The organism is Achromobacter sp. RTa, assembly GCF_000757485.1.
In the GTDB taxonomy this organism is placed as follows: Bacteria; Pseudomonadota; Gammaproteobacteria; order Burkholderiales; family Burkholderiaceae_B; genus Achromobacter.
The window spans coordinates 252,138-266,997 of the sequence record NZ_JPYO01000045.1; the positions used below are offsets into that span (position 1 = coordinate 252,138).

At 63.8% G+C, this 14,860-nt stretch carries 18 protein-coding genes; 5 read left to right on the top strand and 13 right to left on the bottom strand.

All coding sequences use genetic code 11. The features are described from left to right. Window positions 1–7 precede the first annotated feature (7 nt). The 6 genes from JL37_RS25455 to JL37_RS25480 all read right to left on the bottom strand — a co-directional run bounded on the left by JL37_RS25455 (window position 8) and on the right by JL37_RS25480 (window position 4,753). Window positions 8–784 carry an HpcH/HpaI aldolase/citrate lyase family protein gene (locus tag JL37_RS25455; protein WP_043547767.1) on the bottom strand — a complete coding sequence of 259 codons (777 nt, stop codon included), beginning with the start codon at window positions 782–784 and terminating at the stop codon, window positions 8–10. A gap of 9 nt (window positions 785–793) precedes the next feature. Further along, window positions 794–1,576, bottom strand: coding sequence for a 2-oxo-hept-4-ene-1,7-dioate hydratase (hpaH, locus tag JL37_RS25460; protein WP_043547768.1), 783 nt, complete (start codon window positions 1,574–1,576; stop codon window positions 794–796). Continuing rightward, complete coding sequence (locus tag JL37_RS25465) at window positions 1,566–2,453, bottom strand: fumarylacetoacetate hydrolase family protein (RefSeq protein ID WP_043547769.1); 888 nt, start codon at window positions 2,451–2,453, stop codon at window positions 1,566–1,568. Before JL37_RS25465 ends, hpaH begins: the two co-directional genes overlap by 11 nt. Next, window positions 2,450–3,322, bottom strand: coding sequence for an amidohydrolase (locus tag JL37_RS25470; protein WP_043547770.1), 873 nt, complete (start codon window positions 3,320–3,322; stop codon window positions 2,450–2,452). Before JL37_RS25470 ends, JL37_RS25465 begins: the two co-directional genes overlap by 4 nt. 12 nt (window positions 3,323–3,334) lie before the next feature. Beyond that, window positions 3,335–3,715 carry a RidA family protein gene (locus tag JL37_RS25475; RefSeq protein ID WP_043547772.1) on the bottom strand — a complete coding sequence of 127 codons (381 nt, stop codon included), beginning with the start codon at window positions 3,713–3,715 and terminating at the stop codon, window positions 3,335–3,337. 69 nt (window positions 3,716–3,784) lie between these two features. Further along, window positions 3,785–4,753, bottom strand: a complete 969-nt coding sequence (locus tag JL37_RS25480) for a tripartite tricarboxylate transporter substrate binding protein (RefSeq protein WP_043547774.1) — start codon at window positions 4,751–4,753, stop codon at window positions 3,785–3,787. 237 nt (window positions 4,754–4,990) lie between these two features. Between JL37_RS25480 and JL37_RS25485 the strand changes: the two genes are divergently transcribed. Further along, window positions 4,991–5,623 carry a flavin reductase family protein gene (locus tag JL37_RS25485; protein WP_043547776.1) on the top strand — a complete coding sequence of 211 codons (633 nt, stop codon included), beginning with the start codon at window positions 4,991–4,993 and terminating at the stop codon, window positions 5,621–5,623. After that, a complete protein-coding gene (locus JL37_RS25490) occupies window positions 5,620–6,411 on the top strand; it encodes an IclR family transcriptional regulator (RefSeq protein WP_043547778.1) in 792 nt (263 codons plus the stop codon). The genes JL37_RS25485 and JL37_RS25490 overlap by 4 nt, the downstream gene beginning before the upstream one ends. Before the next feature lie 86 nt (window positions 6,412–6,497). Here the strand turns inward: JL37_RS25490 and JL37_RS29835 are convergent, their stop codons facing one another. After that, window positions 6,498–7,742: a tetratricopeptide repeat protein gene (locus JL37_RS29835; RefSeq protein WP_197064650.1), complete on the bottom strand. Its 1,245-nt coding sequence runs from the start codon at window positions 7,740–7,742 to the stop codon at window positions 6,498–6,500. Window positions 7,743–7,999: 257 nt separating this feature from the next. Here JL37_RS29835 and JL37_RS25500 point away from each other — a divergent pair, with 257 nt between their 5' ends. Next, window positions 8,000–8,749 (top strand): SDR family oxidoreductase, encoded by a 750-nt coding sequence (locus JL37_RS25500; protein ID WP_043547780.1) that lies wholly within the window; start codon window positions 8,000–8,002, stop codon window positions 8,747–8,749. Between the two features lie 93 nt (window positions 8,750–8,842). On the opposite strand, the gene JL37_RS25505 is transcribed toward JL37_RS25500, so the two are convergent. Then, complete coding sequence (locus tag JL37_RS25505; RefSeq protein WP_043547782.1) at window positions 8,843–9,064, bottom strand: helix-turn-helix transcriptional regulator; 222 nt, start codon at window positions 9,062–9,064, stop codon at window positions 8,843–8,845. Further along, entirely contained in the window at window positions 9,065–9,475 is a 411-nt protein-coding gene (locus JL37_RS25510) for a hypothetical protein (RefSeq protein ID WP_052097596.1), read from the bottom strand. Between the two features lie 414 nt (window positions 9,476–9,889). On the opposite strand from JL37_RS25510, the gene JL37_RS25515 reads away from it, so the two are divergent. After that, on the top strand, window positions 9,890–10,249 hold the full coding sequence (locus JL37_RS25515) for a hypothetical protein (protein ID WP_043547783.1): 360 nt from the start codon (window positions 9,890–9,892) through the stop codon (window positions 10,247–10,249). An 81-nt stretch (window positions 10,250–10,330) separates the two neighbouring features. Continuing rightward, window positions 10,331–10,798: a YMGG-like glycine zipper-containing protein gene (locus tag JL37_RS25520; RefSeq protein WP_043548213.1), complete on the top strand. Its 468-nt coding sequence runs from the start codon at window positions 10,331–10,333 to the stop codon at window positions 10,796–10,798. Window positions 10,799–10,849: 51 nt separating this feature from the next. On the opposite strand, the gene JL37_RS25525 is transcribed toward JL37_RS25520, so the two are convergent. The 4 genes from JL37_RS25525 to JL37_RS25540 form a co-directional block, all read right to left on the bottom strand. Beyond that, on the bottom strand, window positions 10,850–11,377 hold the full coding sequence (locus JL37_RS25525; protein WP_231570430.1) for a flavin reductase family protein: 528 nt from the start codon (window positions 11,375–11,377) through the stop codon (window positions 10,850–10,852). A 47-nt stretch (window positions 11,378–11,424) separates the two neighbouring features. Next, window positions 11,425–12,453, bottom strand: a complete 1,029-nt coding sequence (locus JL37_RS25530; RefSeq protein ID WP_043547786.1) for a methionine synthase — start codon at window positions 12,451–12,453, stop codon at window positions 11,425–11,427. Window positions 12,454–12,480: 27 nt separating this feature from the next. Beyond that, window positions 12,481–13,464, bottom strand: a complete 984-nt coding sequence (locus tag JL37_RS25535) for a DUF1852 domain-containing protein (protein ID WP_043547788.1) — start codon at window positions 13,462–13,464, stop codon at window positions 12,481–12,483. 435 nt (window positions 13,465–13,899) lie between these two features. Continuing rightward, window positions 13,900–14,790, bottom strand: coding sequence for a LysR family transcriptional regulator (locus tag JL37_RS25540; RefSeq protein ID WP_043547789.1), 891 nt, complete (start codon window positions 14,788–14,790; stop codon window positions 13,900–13,902). Window positions 14,791–14,860 lie beyond the last annotated feature (70 nt).

Consider the following 14,860-nt stretch of genomic DNA (forward strand, 5'->3'; position numbering starts at 1 on the left):
TTGCGTGCTATGCCGGCGCGGCAGCGGCAAACCGCGCCGCGAGCTGATCGCAGTGCCGCGCCAGAATCGCTGCATCCACGCCCACCGCCGTATACAGGCTCCCGGCAGCCATATACCGCCGCGCCAGCGTTTCATCCGGCGTCAGCACGCCCGGCGCCTTGCCGGCCGCGCGCACCCGGCTGATGGCGCGTTCGACCTCGGCCACGACATTCGGATGCTGCGGCTCTCCGGGATAGCCCAGGCTGGCGGCCAGGTCCGCCGGCCCGATGAAGACCCCGTCCACGCCATCCACCGCGATAATCGCGTCCAGGTTTTCCAAGGCCTCGCCGGTCTCGGCCTGCACCAGTAGGCACAACTCGTCCTCGCAGCGGCGCATATAGTCGTGCACCCGGCCATAGCGCGTGGCGCGCATGGTGCCGCTGACGCCTCGCACGCCGCGCGGCGCATAGCGCATGCCGGCCACGGCGCTCTCAGCTTCGGCGGCATTCTGTACGTAGGGCAGCAGCAAGGTCTGTGCGCCGATGTCCAGGTATTGCTTGATCTGGACCTTGTCGTTCCACGAGGGGCGCACGACGGGATGGCTGCCGTAGGCGGCCGCAGCCTGTAGCTGGGCCATGACGGTCGGCAGCAGCACCGGCGTGTGTTCGGTATCGAGCAGCAGCCAGTCAAAGCCGCTGGCGGCAACCAGTTCGGTGCTGTTGGGATGGCCGAGCGTGACCCACAGACCGGTCTGATGGCGCTGTTCGCGCAGCGCGCGTTTGAACGTATTGACGGGAAGTTCCATGCGCCGTACCTAGGAGAAATGGACCGAAATGCTGCCGAGCTTGCCGTAGTCGGCATGCAGCGTGTCGCCGCTTTTGACGGCTACCGTGCGGGTGAACGACCCGGCCAGCACGATCTGCCCGGCGGCCAGGCCCGTATCGTGCTGGGCCAGCTTGTTGGCCAGCCACGCGATGCCCAGCGCCGGATGCCCCAGCACTGCCGCGGACACGCCCGATTCCTCGATCACGCCGTTCTTCAGCAGCAATGCGCCCACCCATCGCAGGTCGATGTCCAGCGGCCGCACGGGCCGGCCGCCCAGTACGATGCCGGCGCAGGCGGCGTTGTCGGCGATGTTGTCGACGATGCGGCGCGGATACTTGCTGCGTCCGTCGATCAGCTCCAACGCAGGCACCACATAGTCGGTGGCGTCCAGCACATCGAACAGACTCACGTCAGGGCCGTGTAGCGGCTTGCCCAGCACGAAAGCCAGTTCCACTTCTACGCGGGGCACGATCAGCCTGGACGTCGGGATGGTCTCGCCGTCCTGATAGAACATCGTGTCCAGCAAGTGCCCATAGTCCGGCTCGTCGATGCCGACCGTGCTTTGCATCGCCTTGGAGGTCAAACCGATTTTGTGGCCGCGCAATCTGGCCCCGGCGGCAAGCTTCTGGTCGATGATGCGCTTCTGGATCGCATAGGCATCGGCGATCTCGATGCCCGGAAAGGCCTGGTCGAGCTGCGTGGTAGGGACACCGCTGCGTTCCGCCTCCAGAAGGAGGCCGGCGGCGCGGTTGCGATCTTCTTCACTGAGCATGGCGAGTTCCTTGTGCGGGCACGGTCGATTCGTCGGCCACTGGGTTGGACAGGGTGCCGATACCCGCGACCTCTACCTCGACCACGTCGCCCGGCTTCAGGAAGCGCGGCGGCGTGAAGCGCACGCCGGCGCCGATAGGGGTGCCGGTCGAGATGACGTCGCCCGGTTTCAGCGTGGTCCAGATGGAGATATAGCGGATCAGTTCGGCGAAGGGGAACATCAGGTTGTCGGTCGAGTCCTGCTGGCGCAGCTCGCCGTTCACGCGGGTGCGAACCGTCAGCGGCGCGGCGGGGTCGAACTCATCGGCCGTCACCATCCATGGGCCCATCGAGCCGCTGGCGTCGAAGTTCTTGCCCTGGGTCACGTTGAACTTGCCGTGCTTGATCCAGTCGCGCACGGTGCCCTCGTTCAGGCAGGTCAAGCCGGCGATGTGGCTCCAGGCGTCTTCCGCGGCGATGCGGCGGCCGGCCTTGCCGATCACGATGGCGATCTCGCCCTCGTAGTCCAGCTGTTCGGACTCCGGCGGGCGCAGCAAGGGTGCGCCGTGCCCCACGAAGGACCCCGGAAAGCGCGGGAACACGCTGGGATAGGCGGGCGGCGCGCTGCCGTCCTGGTATTCCTCGTTGCGCTTGCCGTAGTTCACGCCCACGCAGATGATCTTCTCGGGCGTGGGAATCGGCGGCAGCAGGCGGACTTGATCCAGCCGGTGCGTGACGGGCAGCGTCCCGGCCAGGCGTGCCAAAGCGGGGAGGGCGCCTGCTTCCAGCGCGGCGCGCAAGCTGTCGTTGCCCTGGCCGTCCAGCGCAACGATCTCGTCCTGGCCGCGCAGGGCGCCAAAGCGCGCGCGGCCTTGATGGGTGAAGCTGAGCAGTCTCATTCGTCGAATCCAAAAAGGCGCGCGGGGTTGTCGACCAGGATCTTCCTGAGCGTGGCGTCATTGCCGGCATAGCGCGCCAACTGATCCAGCAGGCGGCCCTCGTCCGGCGTGGCCTTCACGGACACCGGGTGCGGCCAGTCGCTGCCCCACACCACGCGGTCGGGGTTCGCGGCGATCAGCGCCTGGGCAAGCGGAATCACGTCGTCCCAGGGCTCGCCCGTGCGCGACAACTTCTCCGTCAACGACAGCATCACCCAGAACTTGCCGCGAGCCAGCAGCGATTCGAGCTTGCGCCGCGTGGGGTCGCTCGCGCCCGCGCCTGGATCGGCGCGGCCCATGTGGTCCAGCAGCACCGGTATGTCCAGCGCTTCGAATTGCTCCATCTGGGCCATCATGCCGTCGGGCTCGGGTTGGAACTTGGCGTACCAGCCCAGCTCGCGGATGCGCGCGATGGAACGGTCGAACACGGCCGGTTCCATGCTGATGCCCAATCCCTGGCGCGTGAAGCGCGCGCCGCGCACCCCCGCATCATGCAGCTTCTGAATATAGGCGTCATCGCATTCGGCCAGCACCACCGCATTCGCGCAGCCGCGATACGACGGGCCAGCCACGGCAAGGCCGTCCAGCACCACCTGATGATCGGCGCCATAGGTCGTGGCCTGCACGATCACGCCGCGCTCGATGCCGAGCAGCCGGTGCAGGGCCAGCGCCGTCTCGATCGTTGCGCTGGGCATTTCATACGCCGCGCCCGGGCGCACCGGATAACGGTCCGCCGGCCCAAACACATGAAACTGGCTATCGCACGAACCTGGCGGCAAGCGATACGCCGGCGCGGTCGGATGGGTATGGAAATGTTGGTATTGCGTCATCGCCGGGGTCCTTTATCCGATCACCGCGACGAAATCGCACTCGATGAGCTTGTCGCCATCCAGATCCGCCTGCATGGTGTGGCGCGCCGGACGGTTCTGCGCATCCGGAAACGCCTGCAGCCACACCGCATTCAGCGCCGCGCGCTGGCTGCGGTCGCGCATCCACACCGTCATCTTGGCGATGTGGTCCAGTGTGCCCCCGCCCGCTTCCACGATGCGGCGCACGTGGTCGAACATCAGTTCGCACTGGCGTTCCAGCGACGCGCCATAGGCGCCCGTCGCTGGCTCCGTGCCCTGGATGCTGCCGGAGTACAGCATGGGGCCGATCCGGCAGGCCGCGGGAATGGGGTTCTTGTGGCTGAAGCCTTCGGCATAGATGCTGCGTCTGCTCATGGCGGGTTCCGTGTTGGGATGGATGAAGGGGGGGAGGGGCGCCGAGTCGCGTGCCTGGCGCGCCCGGATTCAATTCGCCGTAATGCCGGCGCGCTTGATAATCGGCGTCCAGCGCGCGTCTTCCGCGGCCAGGTAGCGCGTGAACTCCTCGGGCGAACTGCCGCGCGCCTCCGCGCCCAGCTCGTCGAAACGCTGGATGATCGTCGGCTGCGCCAGGATCTTGCCCAGCGCCGCGCTCAATTTGTCCAAAACCTCCGGCGGCGTGCCCTTCGGCGCCAGCAGCCCGGTAAACGTCGCCGCCTCCATGCCCTGCACGCCGGCTTCCGCAAACGTGGGCACATCGGGCATCGAGGGCACGCGCTTGGCGGTCGTTACCGCCAGCGCCCGCAGCCGCCCATCCTTCACGTAAGGCAGCGCCACCGAGATCTGATCGAAATTGAAATCCACTTGGCCGCCCAGCAGATCCGTCGTGGCCGGCGCATTGCCCTTGTATTGCGCCGTCGTCCAGCGCGCGCCGGTCAGCGACTGCAACAGCTCGCTCACCAGATGATTCGTTGTGCCCGCGCCCGGCGACGCCATGTTCAGCTTGCCCGGGTCCTTCTTCGCCAGCGCCAGCAGTTCTTCCAGGTTCTTTGTCTTCAGTTCCGGCCGCACCTGCAACACCAACGGCGTGTACGAGACCGAACTGATCGGCGCGAAATCCCGATCCCACTTGTACGCCTCGCGCTTGAAGATCAGCGGCGAAAACAGCAGCGGACCGTTCGCGGCCATGAACAGCGTGTACCCGTCCGGGGCCGAGCGCGCCACTTGTTCCCCGGCAATCATGCCGCCCGCGCCGGGCTTGTTCTCGACGATGAACGGTTGCCCCAGCGCCGCCTGCAATCCTGGCGCAATAAGCCGCGCGGCCACGTCCACATTCCCGCCGGGCGGGTAGGGCACGACAATCTTTACGGGCTTCTCGGGCCAGGCGGCATGCGCCATCGAGGTAAGGACAGCCAGCGCCACAGTGGCGCAGGCGCGGAGCGCGTTGCGGTTCATGGTCAGTCTCCTGTGCGTGTCATCGCGTTTTGTTTGATGACACTCTAGGAATTCCCGCACCGCCGAACAACGCCAATTTGGCAAAAAGTTCCGAATATTGGACTATTTTTTGATCGCGCTCCGCGGATCTCTTCTGGATTGGACTCTCCGCATCGGAAAATCAGGCTTGGCGCACTGTGTGCGCGCCGAGGCTCCCAGATTCTGATGTTCAATATCCGGACTACGAAGCGAGACAATATGCACTTCCCCGCAACCGATCTGAATCCCGAACAGACCTACCGCCTGATGAGCGGCATCGTCGTTCCGCGGCCCATCGCCTGGATCAGCAGCGTCAACGCCAACGGCGGCGTCAACCTGGCTCCCTTCAGCTGCTACACCTTCGTTTCCAACCAGCCGCCCATGATCGGCGTCAACATCGGCAGGAAGGCCGGAGAACGCAAAGACACCGGCCGCAACATCATGGCCAACGGCCACTTCGTCGTGAACATCGCCGACGAGACGCTCCTGGATCCGCTCCATGAAAGCGCCCAGGAACATCCGGCCGAAGTCAGCGAAGCCGAACTGCTGGGCCTGGAGGTGCTTCCCGGCTCCGCCATTCCAACCCCCCGCCTGGCTGCGGCGCCCATCAGCCTGGAATGCCGGTTCCACAGCGTGACGCCGTTTGGAAACACCGGCGCTGAATTCTTCGTGGGCGAAGTCGTGATGTTCCACATCCGCGACGGCTTGATGCAGGACGGCAAGATCGACACCCGCCAACTGCGGCCCATCTGCCGCATTGGAGGTCCCAATTATGCGTCGCTGGGCGCCATCGTCACCAAGCGCGCCATCGCGCAGACTCCTAAATCCGTCCTGAAACCGGAGGCCGCATGAGCGATGCCGAAGACAAGAGCGCGGCCGGAGCCCAGACCGTGCGCCGCGCGTTGGCGCTGCTGCGCTTGATCGCGTGCGGGCAGGAACGGGGAGTGCGCCTGGTGGACCTGGAGCGCATGTCCGGCCTGAATCGTCCCACCGTGCACCGGCTGCTCAAGACCCTGGTGCAGGAGGAAGCGGTCGAACAGGACCCGGAAACGCGCCGGTATTTGATCGGGCAGGAGGTCACGCTGTTGGGGCTGGCGCGCACGCGACGGTTTCCGTTATTGACGCTGGCCGATCCGTATATGGCGGAGCTGGCGGATCAGGTGGGGGACACCGTGTTTCTCAGTATCCGGCACGGGCACGACTCGATATGCATCGGCAGGCGGACCGGGCGGCATCCGATACAGGTCTTGTCGATTGAAGTGGGGGTGAGGCGGCCGCTCGGGGTGGGCGTGTCGGGAGTGGCGTTGTTGGCCAGCCTGGACGCCGGGGAGAGCGTGGAATTGGTGCGCAGCAACGCAGCGCGGCTGGAGGTGTTGGGGGAGCGGGTGGAGGATGTCATCGCCCGGGTAGAGAAGGCGCGCAAAGAAGGATTGGCGCATGCGCCGGCCGGGCTGATGCCTGGCACTAGCGCGGTGGCGGTGCCGATCATGTTGGGGAAGGAGGAAGCGCTGGGGGCGATTACGGTGACGGCGATGGCGGAAAGGTTGGCGGCGGAAAGGTTCGGGTCGGTGGTGGAAAGGATGCGGCAGGCGGCGGCGGGAATTGCGGGGAGGTATGCGCAGGTGGCTGGTAGAACCTGAAGCGGGCCGGCTGCCATTGCCTGGTCAGTTGCATGCCGCAGCGCGGTTGTCGGGTGACGCTGGGGAGGGCCCCGGGGCGCTGCGCGCTATCCGGCGGCGGCGTCGGCCTTGGGCCGCGGCTTCAGCGCGCAGGCCGCCGCCGGCGCCATGCCGCGGCGCATAGCCTCGTCCGAGGGCGGCGCTATGGGCCGCCTGGGATGCGCATAATTCCAGCCCGACCACATCGGACCTATCCTTTGGCGGTCCAGCATTCCCGCCGCGTCCGCCTGACGGACCCAATAGTGCATGAGTTCCTCGCGTTCCTGCCGGCTATACTGCTCGCGCGCGTCCTCGGCCTCGTAGGTCTCCACCATTGCCAGCATGGCCGCGCCCATGCCGCGCCGCGCCGCAGCGGCAAAGCAGGCGCGTACCGCGGTCATGGCCGTTGGCTCGTAGGCGGAGTTGCCGGACACGCCTTTTGCCGCTTCCCGCTGCAATATGATTCCGATGTTGTAGAGCGCGAGCACGTCGCCGTTGGCTGCCGCTAGCGTCACCCAGCGCGCGCCGGCCTCGCGGTCCTTCAGCAAAGCCGGATCGTCCGGATAGCGCGCATTCAGCTTCAGCCACAGCTCGGGCGTCCAACGTATCTGCCGGACGGTAACGTCCAGATACCGCAACCCCAGCCGGCCCTGCGCGGGCGGGTAGCCCAGCGTGGCCGCATCGGCAAGGGCATGGATCGCCTTGGTCTCGCAGCCCTTCCATTCGGGCCGCGCATTGCACCAGTCGTCCAGGTCATAGAGCGCCGGCGCATAGCCCGAATCGGCCGCCTGGCCCAGCCAGCGCCAGGCCTCGGGCAGATCCCGCGCGCCGCGGTCGTCCCGATAAAACGCCGCAAGCACCGCCGCGCCCTGCGGCAGCCCCAGTTCCGCCGCCCGCCGATAGCGCGATAGCGCGGCGGCCGGCATGCCGCCTTGCGGTCCGGCCTCACGCTGCAGTCGGGCGGCCTGATTGAACAACGCCCGGCGATGGCCCTGGTCCGCGGCAAGCTCATTCCACTTGCGCGCCGCCCGCTCATCCTGATGACCGCCCCAGCCGGCCTGCAACATGCGCGCCAGAGACGCCTGCGCGGCGGCATTTCCGCCCCGCGCGGCGGCCTCATACCAGCGCCGCGCCTGGGCCAGGTCCTGAGGCACATGCTGGCCCGCTTCCAGGGCCACGGCGGCGCGGTACCGGACGGCGGCATCGCCTTGCGGCGCGTCGCGCAGCCACTGCCGCACTTCGGCGGCGTTCCAACGGCCGGGGTCCTGGTCGTACCAGATAGCCGAATCCAGCCATGGGGGGCGAGTCTCCATGGGCGCCGCGTGCGCGGTGTGCGGCGATAGCGCCAGCAATGCCAGCGCGGCGAACGCTTTCAGAGCGCGTCGGAACCTGGGAAAGGGAGAGGACATGGATACTGGGGGATACACGACGGATGGGAATCGCCATCGGCTTGCGCCAGCATTATAGTCTTGCGCCATTTGTGCGGCCGAACCGGGCCGCAAGAACCGGATATCCGCCTTCATGAACGCCCTGGAGAATGACGGAACGCCATTCATATCGGAGCCTCATCATGGGTTTGCTGCAGGATAAAGTCGCCATCATCACGGGCGCATCATCGGGAATCGGGCGTGCCGCCGCGCTCTTGTTCAGTGCCGAGGGGGCCGCCGTCGTCTTGAATGCCAGGGGGGAATCGGCGCTGGAAGTCGTGGCGGCGCGCATTCGGGATCAGGGCGGGAAGGCGCGGGCGGTTGCTGGCGACGCCAACCAGCCCGAGACCCACCGGCGTCTGGTTTCAGAGGCGCTCGGGGCATTCGGCGGCCTGGATATCGCGTTCAACAACGCCGGGGCGACCGGCCCCATCGCGCCGCTGGCCGACATCGCCTTCGCCGATTGGCAGACAACGATAGCGGCGAACCTGCACTCGGCCTTCCTGGCTAGCGTTCATCAAATCCCCGCCATGCTCGAACGCAAGGGCGGGGCGATCATCTTCACGTCCAGCTTTGTCGGCACCAGCGTCGGGCTGCCCGGCATGGCTGCGTATGCCGCCGCCAAGGCGGGGCTGATGGGGCTGGTCAAAGGAATCGCCGCGGACTACGGCGACAAAGGCATCAGGGCCAACGCGCTTTTGCCCGGCGGTGTCGACACTCCCATGGCCGGCGACAGCGCGCAGAAGGAATGGGCGGCAGGGCTGCATGCGATGAAACGGATCGCCCGGCCGGAGGAGATCGCTTCCGCGGCCTTGTTTCTGGCGAGCTCGATGGCGAGCTTCGTCACGGGTTCCGCCTTGTTCGCGGATGGAGGAAACGCGGCGGTGAAGTGACGGCCCGCATGCCATGCGGACATGGAGGCAGCAAACCGCGCGCGAGGTGATCGCCGTGCCGGGCCAGAACCGGTGAAGCCTCGATGCGCGGCATCAGTCTTTCCTATCTCCGTCCGCGCTTCGGTAAGGGCTTTCGAAAATATCCTCGATCCGCCGCTTGAAAAGCGCGCTGATCCGAAATGCAAGATCCAAGGACGGCGCGTGCTTCTCGGTTTCCAGCGCGTTAACGGCCTGGCGCGAGACACCCAATCGTTCCGCCAAGTCTGCTTGCGTCCAGCCTGCTTCGGCTCGCAGTACCCGCAACTTGTTTTTCATTCAATTGCTCGTGCGGACAAACGGGGATACCAGGGCGTAGATTCCCCAGAACACGGGATAGACGAGCCAGCCGGGCAGATGAGGGGCCGCCGCATAGGTTTCGCCAAATCCCCAGGCAGACCAGAGCGCCATCGTGGCGCCGGCGGCCAGGATGAAGCATTTGGCGACTATCACGCGCATGTATTCGTCGCTATGCGCCATGAGCCGTAGCGTGGCCCATACTTGACCCGCCACGAGCAGCGCGGCCAGCGCGGCCACCGCCCATCCGGCGGGCTGGCCCAGGATGCCATCGAAAAGCCCCCCGATCGCGGCGGCGTGAACCAGCACGTACGCGCTCATCAGAAACATCGTGCGGATAACGTAAGTGCGGCCGGGCGAAGGGGCGCGCAGGGAATCGGCGTGAGTCGGCATGGTGATCGCCTGTGTAAAGAAAACCTGACTTTATAGGTGTCAGGTTGTCGTGTCAATAAGTCTAGTATTCTTTACATTCCGTGGTCCGCTCCTGAGCGACAGCGGCCCTCGAGCACCCGGTTCAGCCGTCATCCCCGTCCCGTACACTACCGCGATAACCAGGGAGCGATATGTCGATTCAGGTACTAGGCCGATGCGGTGTCGTTTGTTTTGAAGCGAAACGCTTGAACAAGAACTCGACCGATCGGTTGCGCCGAAGCCCCGGCAACTGATCCGCGATCGGGCTCTTTGACCCGGAATATATAGCGCCGGTCCTTGATTGCTTGCCCTCGGTCACCTCAAGCATGTGGCGCCACCGCCCACTTGCCAAGCCAAACGGCAAATCTCTGGCTCTCGATAGGAATGGGATTTTTCATGAAACCGTCCATGCACTTCGGCGTTGCATTGCTTCTCGCTACGTTCTGCCTCAGCGCCACGGCCCAGACCGTGACGCCGCTCAACGGGCAGTCTTCCGCAACCACCCAGCAAGATAGCGCCGCGTGTCGGGCGCTGGCCGACAGTGAGAGCAGCGCCGCTACGGAAAGCCCTACATCCGGCGGACGCGTCCGAGGCGCGGCCATCGGTGTGGCGGTGGGGGCGGCACCGATGGGCGCGGCGATAGCCGGTGTGCGCAAGCGCCGGCACGAGCGGGCCGCCCAGTCGCAAGCCAAGGCGGCCGCTGCTTCCGCCTACGCCAATTGCATGCAGCAGCGCGGTTATCAGGTGACGCCCTGAGCGGCGTGGGCCCGTGTTCGGGTCGGCTACCTTTCAAGCTAAACTGCAATTTCCTGGCTCTCGATAGCAATGGAGTTTTTCATGAAAACGTCCATGTATTCCGGCATCGCGTCTCTACTCGCTACGCTCTGCCTGAGCGCCACGGCCCAGACCGTTACCCCGCTTAAAGGGCAGTCTTCCGCCACCACCCAGCAAGATAGCGCCGCGTGCCAGGCGCTGGCCGGCAACGGGAGCAGCGCCGCCACCGAAAGCCCTAAATCCGGAGGACGCGTCAGAGGCGCGGCCGCTGGCGCCGCGGCAGGCGCGGCGGTGGCCGGCGCGCGCGGCCGGCAGCACGAAGAGGTGTATGACAGGATGGACGATGACGTCAAGCAGGAGTACCGCCAGAATCAGGCGAAAGACGCCGCGGTGGCGGGGGCGGTAGTAGGCGGTTCGCGGCAGCGGCAAGAGCGCCGGCAGGATCGCGCAGCCCAGTCCCAGGCCAGTTCGGCCGCCGCTTCAACCTACGCCAATTGCATGCAGCAGCGCGGTTATCAGGTGACGCCCTGAGCGGCATGCGGCGTATCCGGGGGGGCCGCTCTTAGCCGTGGAGGTAGGCCTTCAAGCCTCGCAATGCTCGGCGATGTTGCGATACTGCCCTTTGTAGTACAGCAATGGCTGCGTAGCGGCAGCTTCTTGCAGGTTCAACGCCTTCACCTCGCCGATCACGATCAGATGATCGCCCGCGGCGTGTTCGGCGTAGATCTCGCAATCAAGCCAGTGCAGGCTGCCGGCAATAATCGGATTGCCCAGCGGCGATTCCCGCCACTCGACTTCGTGCCACTTGTCCGTGCCGCGGCGAGCGAATTGCTTGGAAATCCTGACTTGCTCGTCCGACAGAATATTGACTGCGAATCGGCCTGCCTGGCGAATCTTGGGATAGCTGCCTGAACTGGACATCACGCCGAACGACACCAGCGGCGGGCTCATCGACACGCTATGGAACGACTGGCAGGTAAAGCCTATCGGCTCGCCTTCGACGTGCGTGGTAATCACCGTGATGCCGGACGCGTAGTGCCCGAGAGCTTCGCGAAAGCGCAATGGCTCGATCGCAGTACTGGAAAGTGACATATTGGGTTTATTGTTCATGCGTGGCCGTCGCGAGCAGCTCGCGACGGCCATTTCCCGCCTTTGAATCAGTTCGAGAGTTCCTTGCGGACGATTTCCGCGCCGGCGCTCAAAGCGGCCAGCTTGCCCCTGGCGACGGCGCGAGACAGAGGCGCCATGCCGCAGTTGGTGCAAGGATAGAGCTTGTCGGCATCCACGAACTGAAGCGCCTTGCGCAGCGTGTCGGCGACTTCCTCCGGGGTTTCAATGGCGTTGGTCGCCACGTCAATGGCGCCCACCATCACTTTCTTGCCCCGGATGAGCTCGATCAGATCCATGGGAACGCGAGAGTTCTGGCATTCCAGCGACACGATATCGATGCTGGATTTCTGCAGCTTGGGGAAAGCCTCTTCGTACTGCCGCCACTCCGATCCCAGCGTCTTTTTCCAATCCGTATTGGCCTTGATGCCATAGCCGTAGCAGATGTGGACAGCGGTTTCACACTTGAGCCCTTCAATGGCCCGTTCCAGCGTGGCCACGCCCCAATCATTCACCTCGTCGAAGAACACGTTGAAGGCGGGCTCGTCAAATTGGATGATATCGACGCCGGCAGCCTCCAGTTCCTTGGCTTCCTGGTTGAGAATCTTGGCGAACTCCCAAGCCAGCTTTTCGCGGCTTTGGTAGTGGGCGTCATACAGCGTGTCGATCATCGTCATCGGGCCCGGCAAAGCCCATTTGATCGGCTGCTGGGTCTGCTGACGCAGGAACTTGGCGTCTTCGACAAATACCGGCTTGCGGCGAGCCACGGCGCCCACGACCGTCGGCACGCTCGCGTCGTAGCGGTCGCGGATCCTGACCGTCTTGCGGTTCTCGAAATCAACGCCGTCGAGGTGCTCGATAAACGTCGTCACGAAGTGCTGACGCGTTTGTTCGCCGTCGCTGACGATATCGATGCCTGCGTGCTGCTGTTCTTGCAGAGACAGACGCAGAGCGTCTTGCTTGCCCTCGGCCAGGCCTTCGTCCTGCAATTTCCAGGGCGACCAGAGCTTCTCGGGTTCTGCAAGCCAGGAGGGCTTGGGCAGGCTGCCGGCGGTCGAGGTGGGGAGCAATTTCTTCACAATAGATGCCTTGGTGTTTCTGATTAATCAAAGAGGGTAGTTGGCGGACCACTGCTCAAGAATCGCCTGGTACGGCTTGATGAAATGCTCTTCAACAAACCGTCCCTGCTCGATAGCCAGCTGGCTGCGTTCCTCTCGGTCATAGACAATCCGGGTCAGCGAATAATCCTGGTGCTTCAAGCTGGGCTGATAGGACTTTCCGGCCGCGGAGTTCGCGTTGTAGATCTCCGGCCGGTAGATCTTCTGGAAGGTGTCCATCGTGCTAATCGTGCTGATCAGCTCAAGATTGGTGTAATCGCCCAGCAAATCGCCGGAAAAATAGAAAGCCAACGGCGCGGCACTGTTCGGAGGCATGAAGTAGCGAACCTTCATCCCCATCTTCTTGAAATATTCATCAGTCAGCGAATACTCATCCTGCACGTATTCAACGCCCAGCACAGGGTGCTGGTTTTCAGTCCGAAGATAGGTCTTGCTGCTCGACACGCTCAGGCAGATCACGGGCGGCTTGCTGAAGTGCGCTTTGTACGTGCTTGAATTCACAAAGGCCTTGAACAGCTTCCCATGCAGGTCTCCAAAATTCTCAGGGGTACTGAACCCGACCTGATTCTTGGTGTGTTCCAGCAGCAGCACGCTGAAGTCGTAATCCCGGACGTAGGAGGAAAAATTATTCCCTACGATGCCCTCAATGCGCTCGTTGGTCTTTCGATCGACAATGCTCGTCTTCAGGATTTCAATCAGGGGCAGGGCGTTGCCGTTGCTGGCGCCGTCAATGCTCATCTCGACGGAGATGATTTCAAGGTTGACGGTATAGCGATCGCCCTTGGGATTGTCCCAATGCGCCAAGGCATTGAAACGGTTGTCAATCATCCGCAGCGTGTTGCGCAGGTTCTCCTGGCGGCTCGTGCCCCTGGCGAGATTGGCAAAATTGGTGGTGATCCGCGTATTGTCCGAAGGACGATAGTCTTCGTCGAAACAAATGCTCTTGATGGCAAATGTGAATTCGTTACTCATGTTGCTTTGCTGCCCTGATTCCTGAGATAAAACCCGCGTCCATTTATCGCTTTTCAGCGCTGCTCAAATTCTTCTGATTTTTGCTTGGCAGTCTTCATATCGACGGCGTAGGGGCCGAAGTATAGGTGGGGTAATCCATGAATAAAAGTGAATTGATCTCATGGAACCATTAGCTGTGTTCATGTGTGGGAGGGCGTGCCGATCTGCTCGCAGATTTGGCCTTGCCTCGGCCACGCGGCCACGCGGTCGGCCGCAGCCCAACGCTCTCAAGTCCGGCAGCGTCTTTCTCAGGGGAAGGGGATTGTTTGCTGGCAGTGCCGACGCTCTGCCAAGCAGAAAGCCCGGCGGCGCAGTCGTTGCGCGACCGGGATCTTGGCCGAGTACGGGTTAGATGGCGGTTGACGCCGCGTAGCGAGCGGACGCGGCCGCGAAGAATCAGGCTACGGCTGGCCTTTTTGCCTGCGCGATAAACGCACGCAGGTAATCGATATCAACGTCCGCCTCGCGAGCACCCAGATAAATGTGCTTGGCAATGCCTTTCTTGCCCAGCCGGACGGGCACCACATTCATCGTGTCCGCGTACTCCAGCACCAGCCAGCGCGGCAACGCCGCCACCCCGCGGCCGCTGGCGACCATCTGCAGCATGATGTCCGTCGTCTCGATCGCCTTGTGGCGCTTGGGCGTAATGCCGGCCGGCGTCAGGAACATGCTGTAGATATCCAGCCTGTCGACCGGCACCGGATAGGCCACCAGCACTTCGTTGCCCAGCTGTTTGGGCGTGACGTACTCCTCCTTGGCAAGCGGGTGGTTGCCCGCGACGACCAGCACTTGTTCATAGTCGAACACAGGCTCGAACACCAGCCCGGGCTTATTCAGCGGATCGGGCGTGACCAGCAGATCGATTTCGTAGCCGAACAACGCCCCGATGCCTCCGAACTGGAATTTCTGCTTCACATCCACGTCCACATCCGGCCAGGCCGCCAGATACGGGGAAACAATCTTCAGCAACCACTGATAGCAGGGATGGCACTCCATGCCAATGCGCAGCGCTCCGCGCTCTCCCTGGGCGAACTGACGCAGGCGCTCCTCGGCCAGGTTCAGCTGCGGCAACACCCGGTTGGCCACTGCCAACAGGTATTGACCGGCTTGCGTCAGCCTCAGGCTGCGGCCCTCACGCAGCCAGATGTCGGTGCCCAGTTGCTGCTCCAGCTTCTTCATGCTGTGGCTTAGGGCCGATTGAGTCACGTGAAGGACGCCTGCGGCGGCGGTCAGGGAACCTTGCTTTTCCACCTCTTGCACGATGGATAGATGGATGCGGTCGAGCATGAGTGATGAATGGAATTCATGGGCTGTTGGGGTTGGGCGATGTTACTTCATCGATGTGTAATCCCGAGTT

Coding starts and splice junctions, on each gene's coding strand:
- JL37_RS25455 (WP_043547767.1), bottom strand. CDS start 784: ATGGAACTTCCCGTCAATACGTTCAAACGCGCGCTGCGCGAACAGCGC.
- hpaH (WP_043547768.1), bottom strand. CDS start 1,576: ATGCTCAGTGAAGAAGATCGCAACCGCGCCGCCGGCCTCCTTCTGGAG.
- JL37_RS25465 (WP_043547769.1), bottom strand. CDS start 2,453: ATGAGACTGCTCAGCTTCACCCATCAAGGCCGCGCGCGCTTTGGCGCC.
- JL37_RS25470 (WP_043547770.1), bottom strand. CDS start 3,322: ATGACGCAATACCAACATTTCCATACCCATCCGACCGCGCCGGCGTAT.
- JL37_RS25475 (WP_043547772.1), bottom strand. CDS start 3,715: ATGAGCAGACGCAGCATCTATGCCGAAGGCTTCAGCCACAAGAACCCC.
- JL37_RS25480 (WP_043547774.1), bottom strand. CDS start 4,753: ATGAACCGCAACGCGCTCCGCGCCTGCGCCACTGTGGCGCTGGCTGTC.
- JL37_RS25485 (WP_043547776.1), top strand. CDS start 4,991: ATGCACTTCCCCGCAACCGATCTGAATCCCGAACAGACCTACCGCCTG.
- JL37_RS25490 (WP_043547778.1), top strand. CDS start 5,620: ATGAGCGATGCCGAAGACAAGAGCGCGGCCGGAGCCCAGACCGTGCGC.
- JL37_RS29835 (WP_197064650.1), bottom strand. CDS start 7,742: ATGGAGACTCGCCCCCCATGGCTGGATTCGGCTATCTGGTACGACCAG.
- JL37_RS25500 (WP_043547780.1), top strand. CDS start 8,000: ATGGGTTTGCTGCAGGATAAAGTCGCCATCATCACGGGCGCATCATCG.
- JL37_RS25505 (WP_043547782.1), bottom strand. CDS start 9,064: ATGAAAAACAAGTTGCGGGTACTGCGAGCCGAAGCAGGCTGGACGCAA.
- JL37_RS25510 (WP_052097596.1), bottom strand. CDS start 9,475: ATGCCGACTCACGCCGATTCCCTGCGCGCCCCTTCGCCCGGCCGCACT.
- JL37_RS25515 (WP_043547783.1), top strand. CDS start 9,890: ATGAAACCGTCCATGCACTTCGGCGTTGCATTGCTTCTCGCTACGTTC.
- JL37_RS25520 (WP_043548213.1), top strand. CDS start 10,331: ATGAAAACGTCCATGTATTCCGGCATCGCGTCTCTACTCGCTACGCTC.
- JL37_RS25525 (WP_231570430.1), bottom strand. CDS start 11,377: ATGAACAATAAACCCAATATGTCACTTTCCAGTACTGCGATCGAGCCA.
- JL37_RS25535 (WP_043547788.1), bottom strand. CDS start 13,464: ATGAGTAACGAATTCACATTTGCCATCAAGAGCATTTGTTTCGACGAA.
- JL37_RS25540 (WP_043547789.1), bottom strand. CDS start 14,790: ATGCTCGACCGCATCCATCTATCCATCGTGCAAGAGGTGGAAAAGCAA.